Annotated in this window: 9 protein-coding genes; 2 read left to right on the top strand and 7 right to left on the bottom strand. The window is 63.7% G+C overall.

What is annotated here, in order from left to right:
- Window positions 1–3: 3 nt before the first annotated feature.
- Window positions 4–1,881, bottom strand: a complete 1,878-nt coding sequence (locus FEZ59_RS00955) for a hypothetical protein (RefSeq protein WP_172932086.1) — start codon at window positions 1,879–1,881, stop codon at window positions 4–6.
- Between the two features lie 185 nt (window positions 1,882–2,066).
- Here FEZ59_RS00955 and FEZ59_RS00950 point away from each other — a divergent pair, with 185 nt between their 5' ends.
- Window positions 2,067–3,491, top strand: coding sequence for a Fis family transcriptional regulator (locus tag FEZ59_RS00950; RefSeq protein WP_172932085.1), 1,425 nt, complete (start codon window positions 2,067–2,069; stop codon window positions 3,489–3,491).
- A gap of 880 nt (window positions 3,492–4,371) precedes the next feature.
- Here the strand turns inward: FEZ59_RS00950 and glnA are convergent.
- Entirely contained in the window at window positions 4,372–5,808 is a 1,437-nt protein-coding gene (gene glnA, locus FEZ59_RS00945) for a type I glutamate--ammonia ligase (RefSeq protein WP_003941609.1), read from the bottom strand.
- A 213-nt stretch (window positions 5,809–6,021) separates the two neighbouring features.
- Between glnA and FEZ59_RS00940 the strand changes: the two genes are divergently transcribed.
- On the top strand, window positions 6,022–6,495 hold the full coding sequence (locus tag FEZ59_RS00940) for an RDD family protein (protein ID WP_172932084.1): 474 nt from the start codon (window positions 6,022–6,024) through the stop codon (window positions 6,493–6,495).
- A gap of 72 nt (window positions 6,496–6,567) precedes the next feature.
- Here the strand turns inward: FEZ59_RS00940 and FEZ59_RS00935 are convergent, their stop codons facing one another.
- From FEZ59_RS00935 to sucB, 5 genes are all read right to left on the bottom strand, one after another.
- The gene (locus FEZ59_RS00935; protein ID WP_003941625.1) at window positions 6,568–7,323 is read right to left on the bottom strand and encodes a DUF4191 domain-containing protein; all 756 of its coding nucleotides are present in this window, start codon (window positions 7,321–7,323) and stop codon (window positions 6,568–6,570) included.
- A 76-nt stretch (window positions 7,324–7,399) separates the two neighbouring features.
- Window positions 7,400–8,410, bottom strand: a complete 1,011-nt coding sequence (gene lipA, locus FEZ59_RS00930) for a lipoyl synthase (RefSeq protein WP_003941610.1) — start codon at window positions 8,408–8,410, stop codon at window positions 7,400–7,402.
- A 51-nt stretch (window positions 8,411–8,461) separates the two neighbouring features.
- Complete coding sequence (gene lipB, locus FEZ59_RS00925; RefSeq protein WP_029538295.1) at window positions 8,462–9,223, bottom strand: lipoyl(octanoyl) transferase LipB; 762 nt, start codon at window positions 9,221–9,223, stop codon at window positions 8,462–8,464.
- A 29-nt stretch (window positions 9,224–9,252) separates the two neighbouring features.
- Window positions 9,253–10,140 (bottom strand): TIGR01777 family oxidoreductase, encoded by an 888-nt coding sequence (locus FEZ59_RS00920; protein ID WP_019748921.1) that lies wholly within the window; start codon window positions 10,138–10,140, stop codon window positions 9,253–9,255.
- Between the two features lie 120 nt (window positions 10,141–10,260).
- Window positions 10,261–11,994, bottom strand: a complete 1,734-nt coding sequence (gene sucB, locus FEZ59_RS00915) for a 2-oxoglutarate dehydrogenase, E2 component, dihydrolipoamide succinyltransferase (protein ID WP_172932083.1) — start codon at window positions 11,992–11,994, stop codon at window positions 10,261–10,263.
- Between the last annotated feature and the right edge of the window lie 51 nt (window positions 11,995–12,045).

Genomic DNA, 12,045 nt, shown 5'->3' with positions numbered 1-12,045 from the left:
CTTCTATTCGGTAGTGGGAGTGATCGGCATCGCGGCCGTGGGATCGAGAACGAGTGCGCCGGCGGCAACGCCGGTAATGAGCGCGGTGGCGAGGTCGCGTGATGCGTTAAGTCGAGCTTCAGTCTGTTGCTGATACGCCGCGATCTCGATGAGCATCTGTTCGAGGTGAACCGCATCGGCGTCGGCGACCACGGGTACGGGCCACGACTTCCATTCGGTACCCGGCGGCGCCATCGTGGTGATGATTGCAGCCAGCAGGTGTGAGCCCACTGGTGACGTGGAGCGGAGACGGATGATCTTCGCCGGCGAAGCGACCAACGATCCTCCAGCGTCATCGACCCAGGCCTGCGGTCGTGGATGTTCGACGAAAATGACGTCGCCGGGCTCGGTGCGCGACCGTGGGTAGAGCCGCTCGGCATCGACTGGATCGAAGTACATCGACTTATCGGGAAGCACGGCAACTGTCCCATCGGGCAAGGCATGCTCGGCTCGAATACGCTTGCCCGCCTTAATCGCGATCCGTTTATTGCTCTGCAACTCGGCGAGCGATCGCGTCTGCACTGAGAACCTGCCCGGCGCGGGTGCCACCTCAATGTCGAGGGAGGGCATCGGCGCCGCGGTCCTCATAGCCGCACTCTGCACGCGCTCGACGTGCCCCATCGCGTCGTCTGAACGCAACACCGACGCGCGAGTACCTGGGGCAACGACCGCTCCGCCCGCGAGAATCGGGGGCAGCGTGACCGACCGTGCGTACCGTAACGCCCTGCCGGTCGTCGCATCACCGACGACCGCAGCAACGTCGGCCGCGAGATCGTCGAGGTCGATCGACTCACCGACATCCAGGTCGCCGACCTGGATGTCCGAGGCTTTAGCGCCCCCGCAGCAGATCCACATCGCGAGATTCTGCCGCACCGCCTCGCGCCACATCCCGCGCGGAAGACGAAGCGCAGCAACGGTATTCCCCACGCGGAGCGCCTCAGCGCGAAGCGTCTGGAGTGGACCCTTCTGATGGTCGCTGAGCGTGGCGGCCGACCCGAGGATAACCGCGACATCGCCGTCCTCCAGACTCACCGTCAGGTCATCGACCGCGTTCAGCGCTTCGTCCACATCGAGACCGACCACCGAGGCGACGGTGATGGGACGCCCTCGTCGGGTGTTGTCGACGACAACGCCGCGCAACAACGCCCGCCGACGCGCTGCCCGCACAGTGGCATCGGTTCCGGAGAGATGAATACGGTCGCCTTCATCGCACGCCGCCAACGCGAGTGACGGATCACCATGGTGGGCGAGCACCACATCGTCGACGCCGAGATGGACGGATGCGCCACGGACGCACGATCGAACCAGTGCGATCGCATCGGGCGTGAGACCCCGAACGGGATGGTCGCGGCGTAGCCGACTGTTCTCCAAACGATCCAATGCGTCGGTCGACCCGAACGAAGCACCGACCACGTCGTCGATGAACTGCAGCGCACTGTCGTCGACCTCGAGCTCGTCGATTTCTCGCGCCAGGAACTCGTCACGCGGGTCGACGCCATGAGCGAACTCGCGCCGTTCCGATATGGACGTCGAGCTCAAGTCTTCTGAGGTTGCCGCGCACCAGCAGAGCAAGGTGACCGCGTCGTCGATGAGCAGTCCCGCGGGGACCGTGAGCCCCGGGGCGTCGAGACGGTGTCCGTCGACATTGTTCCCGCGGCCGGTGCGGTCGAGCCACTCCACGATGTCGGCCCTACTGAAACGCTCGATGCCGTCGACGGAGGTGACTGCGGTAGGGAACGGCATCGACTCGCCGCGCACGATGGGACGCTTGCGCCACATACTCACCACCGGACGCTTTACGCGAGCCAAGGTCGCGATGTCAGTCATCGTCAGGGTGTCCATTCGCTTGCCTCCTCTCGCATGCCGGTGGTGTGCCATCAACTTACGGTGTCAGCCTGTAGTCGCCAACAGTCATTGCCGATAATCGGGCTTATCAGTGTCCAACATCGCCAACACGGCACAGATGATCAATTCTGGGATCGACACCGGAAGGCGGTGCCACCACTCGACAAGCACAGGAGATTTCCATGACCAGCAACCCCATCTCGGCACATTTCACCGACGATCTAAACGGCGTCGTGATCACCGATCTGACAGTGATCGACCACGACGTGGTTCGCGAGGCCCAGCGTTGGACCTCCGGCGAACGCGGCTCGCTCATCGACGATGAGGATGCTTTGACCAGCGCAGACCTGACTCAGTTCGCTATGAAGGCGATCATCATCGGGGCGCACGCGCTCTCGGCCACTGGACAGGTACAGGATGCTCAGGCCATCGAGCGCATGATCACCGACCTGGGCAACAAGACGACCTCGTCGACGGCCGAGGCCGCCAAGCTCACCGGCGAGACCGTGCAGGCTGCAGCCAAGACGGTCGCCGAGGCGACCGAACAAGCTCAGCGCGCGCTTCGTGAGGCCGACGCCGCCACCCGCAAGGCTCTGACCGAGTCGGTTTCCACCGCGAAGAAGGAGATCGATGCTGAACTCAAACGGGTCTTCAGCGGGACCGATCCCGAAGTGGTGAGCCGGCTCGCACCGTTGCTGACCAAGTTCGCGGCCGACATCGACACGAAGGTCTCGGCCAGTGCCACCCAGTTGCTGGCCACGGCCGCCAAACAGTTCGACCCGAGCGACCCGTCATCACCGATGGCGAAGCACGCCGCCGAGTTGGCCAAGAGCCAGGACAAGCTGACCGAGCAAATGACCACGCAGCACACCGAGGTCGGGCGTCGGCTCGACGAGATCGCCACCGCGGTCAAGGTGCAGGAGGCGAAAGCGACCATCGCCAAGGTGAGCCCGATCAAGGGCGACACCTACGCCAACCAGATGCACACGCTGTTGGAATCGATCGCCGCCGGACTCGGCGACGAGTACGTCGACACCGGTGCCGTGACGGGAGAGGTTCCGCGCAGCAAGAAGGGTGACGGGGTCTTCATCGTCAACGGTGGTGCCGCACGCCTCGTCGTGGAGATGACCGACTCATCGGCCAAGCGCGAGTGGACCTCGTATCTCGATGAGGCAGAACGCAACCGGTGTGCACATGCCTCACTCGGCTTTGTGCGCTCCATCGATGACAACGGCGGCCAGTCGGTTCGGATGCTGGACCGTCGCCGGATCGTTCTGGCCTTCGATCCCGATACTGACGACAAGGACCTGCTGCGCACCGTTGTGATGCTGTTGCGTGCCAGCGCATTGACGGTGGCGACGCGGTCGGGTGCGCAGGAGATCGCCACGGCTGAGGAGAAGATCAGCCAGGCCGTGGTCCAGCTCGAGGCGATCGACGCCGTGAAGAAGACCGCGGGGACGATCCAGAAGTCTGCCGTGAAGATCGAGAGCAGCTGCACGTCGATCACCACCTCGATCACGCGGCTGCTCGATGATGCGCTCGCGGCTCTCGGTGGTGTGGAGTCTGAATCATCGACCTCTACCGATTCTGCGTCGGACGCCGCGTGAAAGCCCGGATGCAGGCCCGAGACGCGTCGCCCGGTTCCGAAACTATGGAAGCAAGGAATTCGAAATCATCCGATCTGCTGATTGACAAAACGCCCGACTCGCGTTGTTCTTCGGCGGACGCCGAGGACCTCATATGGGTAGCGGGTGGAATGTCAGAGTGGTCACCGAGATCATGCGAAGGAGCAACGACTGCGTTGAACTTGACCACATCGCGGCCATTACCTTCAATATTCGGTCCACCAAACCCGTTCTCGACTGGGCCAACTCGGTGTTCGGCACGCTGGTACAGCCTGCACACCACGTCCAGCCCGCGTATACCCCGCTGGGTCCTGCACCAGGTCGTCCCGTCTGGACAGACTCGCCGCGGGGCCGCATCCGTACTCGACTCAAGAGGTTCACGACTTGGTGGTTGCAAGTAGCCCCGAGTTGATCGTGGTTTCGTACGTCCATCTTACTTGCACTGTGCAGGATCCCGCGTATGTAACGGATTGTCGTTTCGGATTAGATCGCCGGATCGTCCGTCGCACTGGCAAACTCGGTGGCGCTCGGAGACTCCCAGCCCGAGACAGCTGAAGCGAGGAGAACCAGGGGCCGGTGTTACGTGGCGCGAAGCAAATTGCTCCCCGGATGTGAGGCTGGGACGCTTTGGGCAACCGTTGATATGGACCACGTGAAGCTTGGAGCTGCGATGATCAGCCGCACTCTCTGCCCTCACCGCTGATCGCGACTGGCAATTGTGGCCGGATGCAGACGAGTCCACCCGCTTGGCGATCGATGCTGTGATCACGAAGCGGATGGACTCGGTCAAAACTACTGCGTACTGACTGCGTACCGAAGGGACGTTTTCTAGCTTCCGGTGCTGGTCAGCGGGTCAAGCGGATCACACATCGTAGTAGAGCTCGAACTCGTACGGGTGCGGACGCAGGTTGACCGGAGCGATTTCCTGCTCACGCTTGAGCGAGATCCAGGTCTCGATCAGGTCGGTGGTGAAGACGCCACCCTCGGTCAGATACTCGTGATCGGCTTCGAGGCGGTTGATGACCGTCTCGAGGCTGGTCGGAGCCTGCGGGATGTTGCGCGCCTCCTCCGGGGGAAGCTCGTAGAGGTCCTTGTCGACCGGAGCCATCGGCTCGATCTTGTTCTTGATGCCGTCCAGGCCGGCCATCATCTGTGCAGCGAAGTTGAGGTACGGGTTACCCGAGGAGTCGGGTGCGCGGAACTCGAGACGCTTTGCCTTCGGGTTGTTGCCCGTGATCGGGATACGGACAGCTGCCGAGCGGTTGCGCTGGCTGTACACGAGGTTGATGGGAGCTTCGTAGCCCGGCACCAGACGGTGGTACGAGTTGATCGTCGGGTTGGTGAAGGCCAACAGCGACGGAGCGTGGTGCAGGATGCCGCCGATGTAGTGGCGTGCCATGTCCGAGAGGCCTGCGTAGCCGGACTCGTCGTGGAAGAGGGGCTTGCCGTCCTTCCACAGGGACTGGTGTACGTGCATGCCCGAGCCGTTGTCACCGAAGAGCGGCTTCGGCATGAAGGTGGCGGACTTGCCGTGCTGCCAGCAGGTGTTCTTGACGATGTACTTGAAAAGCTGCAGGTCGTCGGCCGCTGCGAGCAGCGTGTTGAACTTGTAGTTGATCTCCTGCTGTCCGCCGGTGCCGACCTCATGGTGGCCGCGCTCGAGCTCGAAGCCCGCGTTGGTCAGGTTGGTGGAGATCTCGTCGCGCAGGTCCACGTAGTGGTCGTACGGAGCGACGGGGAAATAGCCGCCCTTGGCACGAACCTTGTAGCCGAGGTTCGGGGAACCGTCGGCGTTGGTCTCTGCGCCGGTGTTCCAGGAACCGGAGATGGAATCCAGCTCGTAGAAAGCGGAGTTCATGCCGGAGTCGTAGCGAACCGAGTCGAAGATGTAGAACTCGGCCTCGGCGCCGAAGAATGCGGTGTCCGCGATGCCGGTGCTGACCAAGTACTCCTCGGCCTTGCGGGCAACGTTGCGCGGGTCGCGGCTGTAGGACTCACGGGTGAACGGGTCGTGCACGAAGAAGTTGATGTTGAGGGTCTTCGCCTTGCGGAAGGGATCGATCTGCGCCGTGGTGACGTCGGGAAGCAACATCATGTCGGACTCGTGGATCGACTGGAATCCGCGGACCGAAGATCCGTCGAACGCGAGGCCGTCCTCGAACACATCCTGGTTGAAAGCAGACGCCGGGATCGAGAAGTGCTGCTGGACGCCGGGCAGGTCGCTGAACCGAATGTCGACGTACTCGATGTTCTCGTCCGCGATGTACTTGATGACCTCTTCGGCCGTGGTGAACGCCACGCTTGTGCTCCTTAAGTCGCTTCAGCCAAGTGATGTCGGTTGAATCCGTCGAGGCAGACGGTAGGGAGCTGGTGTTGCCCGCTCGTCAACCCTTTGTTTCGGCAGTGTTACGCGTCGCAGCATCCTGGGGATTTCCGAAGTCCATGTGACCGGCCACACAGCTAAAACGCGGCAAATCTGGACTACGGTGCTGCGACGCCTATCCTGGACAGCATGGCACGAATCACCGGAACTTGGCTCTCTGGGCCTGAAGCAGCTTTGCCGAAGAATGCGGACGGTCGTGAGCAGTCTTATCGCGGCGAGTTTCTCGGCTTCCCCCAGGAGGGCCCCGGATCGCTGGTCGGTTCGGGTCGTCGTATCGCCGCACTGTTGGTGGATTGGGTAATGGCCGTGGGAGTGGCCTCGCTCATCACCGGTGACTTCTTCGACGGTATGACCTCCACGATCACGCTGATGGTGTGGTTCGCTGTCGGCGTCGTCACCGTGGCGCTGTTCAACTTCACACCGGGGCAATTCGTTCTCGGACTTCAGGTCGCGCGAATCGAAGGCCCGATTCGAGTGGGCTTCGTGCGCGCGCTCGGGCGTCAGGCACTTCTCGTGTTCGTGATTCCCGCGACGATCACCGACATCGACGGTCGCGGTATGCAGGACCGCGCGACCGGCACTTTGCTCGTGAAGTCGCGCTAACACGAACTTCTCGAACGAAGAAAGACCCGGGTCCGTATGGGCCCGGGTCTTTCGTTTTGCTGTGGGGGAGTGTCAGCGACGACGAATGGTCCGCTGCATTCCCTTCATCTTCGCGCCTCCGGGCATCGGTCCCTTGGGAAGCGCTGCTCCGCCGCCGCGTGCGCTGAGCGCAGCGAGTCGGCCTTCGATGTTGTCCATGCGCTTGGTGTCGATGTTGCGCGGTAGCTTGTTCAGGTAGCGCTGGAGCTGCGAGAGCGGAACCTGACCCTCGTCGTTTCCGATGATGATGTCGTAGATCGGGGTGTCGCCGATGAGGCGCGCAGTCTTCTTCTTCTCCTGAGCGAGGAGGCCCTTGACGCGTTGCGGCGAACCTTCTGCGACGAGGATGACACCCGGCCGTCCGACAACGCGGTGAACGGCGTCGAGCTGGGTGGTGCCGGCGACGGCGTTCGTGACGCGCCACGCGCCCTGCATGTTGTCGAGTGCCCACGCGGCGGCGCCGGCCTGGCCCTCAGCCTTCTTGTACACCGATTTCTGGACGCGGCGACCGAAGATGATGAAGGCGCCGAGGAGGCCGAGAACGATGCCGATCGGAAGCAAGAACCACTGAAGGCCCCAGATGAGACCGACCAGGAAGAAGACCAGAGCCGCACCCACCAGGGTGCCGATCATCAGCGGCAGAAGGAGCTTGTCGTCCTTGCGCTGCATCTGGAACGCCTGCCAGAGCTGAGTTCTGCGTTCCTTGGAAGCCTGCTTGCGGGCAGCCTTCGCTGCAGCCTTTGCCTCTTTGGTGGGTTTGCCCTTACCGGATTTGCTGCCGTTCGCCATGTACCCAGGATACGTCCATTGCTGTGCGCCTTTACTAACCGCCCGCGGTTAATAAAGGCGCACAGCAAAAAGTGGATCAGCGATTCAGGCGCGCCATGAGTGAGCTGGCTTCCTGGGAAGCGTCTCCGCCCTCGGTCAGATGACGCTGCGCCTCGGGAAGTTCACGGCCGTGATGTGCCATGGCCTGCGCATACAGGCGGCCGGCGCGGTACGACGAGCGAACCAACGGACCGGCCATGACGCCGGCGAAGCCCATCTCTTCTGCAGCCTTGGAGTGTGCGACGAACTCCTCGGGCTTGACCCACCGCTCGACGGGGTGGTGCCGGGGCGAGGGTCGCAGGTACTGGGTGATGGTGAGGATGTCGCAACCGGCGGCGTGGAGATCTGCCATCGCCTCGGTGACCTCTTCAGGGGTTTCGCCCATACCGAGGATCAGGTTGGACTTGGTGACCAGTCCGTAGTCGCGTGCTGCGGTGATGACGTCGAGGCTTCGCTGGTACCGGAATGCCGGACGGATCCGCTTGAAGATGCGGGGGACGGTCTCGAGGTTGTGTGCGAGTACCTCGGGGCGTGAGGCGAAGACCTCGTCGAGCAGTTCCGGCTTGCCGTTGAAGTCCGGCACCAGGTTCTCGACGCCGGTGCCCGGGTTGAGTTCGTGGATCTTGCGGACGGTCTCGGCGTAGAGCCAGGCGCCTCCGTCGGGGAGGTCGTCGCGGGCGACGCCGGTGATCGTGGAGTACCGAAGCCCCATGGCCTGAACGCTTTCCGCGACGCGACGGGGCTCGTCGCGGTCGAGGGCTTCGGGCTTGCCGGTGTCGATCTGGCAGAAGTCGCAGCGGCGTGTGCACTGCTCGCCGCCGATCAGGAACGTGGCTTCGCGGTCTTCCCAGCACTCGTAGATGTTGGGGCAGCCTGCTTCCTCGCAGACGGTGTGCAAACCTTCACGCTTGACCAGGCCCTTGAGCTCCGTGTACTCGGGGCCCATCTTTGCGCGGGTCTTGATCCAGTTGGGTTTGCGTTCGATGGGCGTCTCCGCGTTTCGGATCTCGAGACGGAGCAGCTTACGTCCTTCTGGGGCGATAGTCACGACAGTGATCCTACGCCCGGTGATTACTGCAACGGGGTTCGGGCGAGCCCGTCAGCTGTACTGAACGGTAGTAAAAGTCGGAGTAGGCGAGGCGCTTTCGAAGGTGACGCGCTCGACGTTCCGTTCGGTGACGGGCATGGTTCCGTCGAGAGCAGCGATCACTGCCTCGGTCACAGCGGGAGTGACTTCGTCCACGGTGACGTCGCGACCGAGTTCATGCGACAGCGTCGTCACCCCGGCGTCACGGATGCCGCAGGGAATGATGTTGTCGAATCCGGTCAGGACCGAATTGCAGTTCAGGGAGAAGCCGTGCAGTGCCACGCCCCGTTGGACGCGCACGCCGATGGCAGAAACCTTGCGCTCGGGCTTCCATTGCCCGTTTGCGAGTTCGGCGGGCAGCCAGACGCCGGAGCGGCCGTCGATGCGCCCGCAGTTCAGGCCGAGGTCCGTGCACACCGTGATCAGTGCTTCCTCGATGCGTCGGACATATCGCACCACGTCGATGGGCTCGGCCAGTTTCACGATCGGATATCCGACCAGCTGGCCGGGGCCGTGCCAGGTGATCTTCCCGCCGCGGTCGACGTCGATGACAGGTGTGCCGTCGACGGGACGGTCTTCGGGTTCCGTGCGTCGTCCTGCCGTGTACACCGGCGGGTGTTCGAGGAGCAGTAGCGTGTCCGGTCCGATGTCGTCTGCCCGCGCTGCCGCGAGCTCACGCTGGCGGTCCCACGCGGCGTTGTAGTCGATCAAACCGAGTTGCTCGACGGCGATCGGCAGTTTCGAGAACCGGGCGGAAACGTCAGCGCTGCTCATGGACGTAGAGATTACGCCCGACTTCGGAATCATCCGAGTGCGGCCGCCAGCGCTTCCCCGATCGTGTTGTGGCGGAAGGAGAATCCCGCCTTTTCCAAGGCCGCGGGAATGGCGCGCTGGCCACCGAGGATGCCACTCTTGGCGAATTCTCCGATCAACGCTTCAAGTGCGAACCCGGGAACGATCCAGGGAGCCGGTCGGTGGACCGCACGGGACATGGCGTCGTTGAACTGGGCGTTGGTGACAGGTGCCGGACCGGTCAGGTTGACGGGACCGGAGATTTCGGAATTCGTGAGCGCGAACTTGATCGCGTCGCACTCGTCCTCGAGTGAGATCCACGGAAAGTACTGGCGACCGTTGCCCAGTCGCCCACCGAGACCGAACGAATATAGGCGCCGAAGCCGACCGAGCATGCCGCCGTGGGGTGAAATCACGACGCCCGAGCGCAGATTGACCACGCGGGCTCCCGCCTTGCGTGCGGGCTCGGTGGCAATTTCCCAATCGCGACACGTCGTGGCGAGAAAGTCGGTGCCTGCCGGCGAATCCTCGTCGACGATCTTGTCGCCGGTGTCGCCGTAGTAGCCGACGGCGCTCGCGTTGGCGAGTACGGGAACCTTCTGACTTGCGACAGCTTCGGCCAGGACATCGGTCGCGACGATGCGGCTGTCACGGATCGCCTGCTTGTAGGAACCCGACCACCGTTTGTCGCCGATGCCGACGCCGCAGAGGTTCACGACGGCGTCAGCGCCCTGTAGGACGGAGAGGTCCAGACGGTCCTGGTCCGGGTCCCAACGCGATTCGTCGGGTCCAGCGGTCGAGCGTCGCACGAGACGTACGACGTCGTGGTTGTCGGAACGCAACGATGACACCAAGGCCGTTCCGATCAAACCGGACGAGCCGGCGATGACTACTCGCATTCGGAAAGCCTCCTTCGATTCAGCCTGCTTCGATATCCGACCGTGTATATCCGACCGTACTGAAAAAGCCGGGGCGCCACCTCCTGATGGAGATGACGCCCCGGCCGGCCGAGCAGTTGCTTACAGGCCCAGATCAGCTTCGAACGAGGCTTCTTCCAACCGCTGCTTCACAGTGGTGAGGAATCGGCCGGCGTCGGCGCCGTCGACCAGACGGTGATCGTAGGTCAGCGGCAAGTAGATCATCGAGCGAACGCCGATGGACTCGTTGCCGTTCTCGTCGGTGACCACCATCGGGCGCTTGACGATCGCGCCGGTTCCGAGCATGGCCGCCTGCGGCGGTACCAGGATCGGGGTGTCGAACAGCGCGCCCTGGCTGCCGATGTTGGTGATGGTGAAGGTTCCACCCGAGAGCTCGTCCGGCTTCAGGCCACCCGAGCGTGCACGCTTCGCGATGTCGGCGATGGCGCGAGCCAAACCGGCAAGGCCGAGATCGCCGGCGTTGTGGATGACGGGGGAGAGCAAGCCCTGATCGGTGTCCACTGCGATGCCGAGGTGCTCAGCGTCGTAGTAGGTGATCTGCTTGGCAGCCTCGTCGTAGCTGGCGTTGATGTTCGGGTGCGACTTCAGCGCCTCGACGACTGCCTTGGCGAAGAACGGAAGGAACGTCAGGTTGACGCCTTCGCGCTCGATGAAGCCGGCCTTGGCGCGGGTCCGCAGGGCGACGATCTTGGTGACGTCCACCTCGAAGGTCTGCGTGAGCTGAGCGGTGTTCTGCAGCGACTCACGCGTCTTGGTGGCCGTGATCTGCCGAATACGGTTGGCCTTCTGCGTGGTTCCGCGCAGGTGTGCCAGTTCCGGTCGGACGCCTGCGGCTGCGGTGGCGGCCGGTGCGGCCGCGGGTGCTGCAGCAGGAGCAGCGGCGGCGGGAGCCTTCTTGGCCTCCGCAGCGGCGAGCACATCCTGCTTGCGGATGCGGCCGCCGACGCCGGTGCCGGTGACGGTCGCGAGGTCGACGCCGTTGTCCGTGGCGAGCTTGCGCACGAGCGGGGTGACGTACGGGCTGCTGTCGCCGGAAGCTGCGGGTGCGGCCGCCGGTGCGGGAGCTGCAGCAGGCTTCGGAGCGGGTGCGGCCGGTGCGGCAGCAGGCTTGGGTGCCTCAGCCTTCGGTGCTTCAGCCTTGGGTGCCGGCGGAGCGGCCGGTGCTGCGGGAGCGGCCTTGGGTGCCGGAGCCGCGGCGGGTGCGCCGGATCCGACGACGGCCAGCTGGCCACCGATCTCGACGGTGTCGTCTTCCTGCGCATTGATCTCGAGCAGGATTCCGGCGACGGGGGACGGGATTTCGGTGTCGACCTTGTCGGTCGAGACTTCGAGCAGCGCCTCGTCGACGGCAACCTCGTCGCCGACGGCCTTGAGCCAGCGGGTGACGGTGCCTTCGGTGACGGACTCGCCGAGGGCGGGCATCGTCACGGCGGTGCCTTCAGCGGAACCGCCGGAAGCAGCGGGTGCCTCGGCGGCGGGAGCTTCTTCGGCGGGAGCTTCGGCAGCCGGGGCTTCCTCGGCGGGAGCTTCCTCTGCGGCGGGGGCGGGTGCCTCTGCCTCGGGTGCTGCGGCTTCGCCGGCTTCACCGATCTGGGCGAGCTCGCCACCGATTTCCACGGTGTCGTCTTCCTGCGCGACGATCTTGGTCAGGACGCCGGCGACGGGAGACGGAATCTCGGTGTCGACCTTGTCCGTGGAGACTTCGAGCAAGGGTTCGTCGACTTCGACCGTGTCTCCTTCCTGCTTGAGCCACCGTGTGACAGTTCCCTCGGTGACGCTCTCACCTAGGGCTGGCATCTGGACGGAGAAGGCCATGTCTTTTGACTCCTCGACAGTTGTGTTCGGGTTGTTGAATTTTGTCGACTT

The organism is Rhodococcus sp. MS13 (assembly GCF_013277835.1).
Lineage (GTDB): Bacteria > Actinomycetota > Actinomycetes > Mycobacteriales > Mycobacteriaceae > Rhodococcus_F > Rhodococcus_F erythropolis.
The sequence above is the reverse complement of the archived record's forward strand: the minus strand, read 5'-3'. Positions and strand labels throughout refer to the sequence as shown.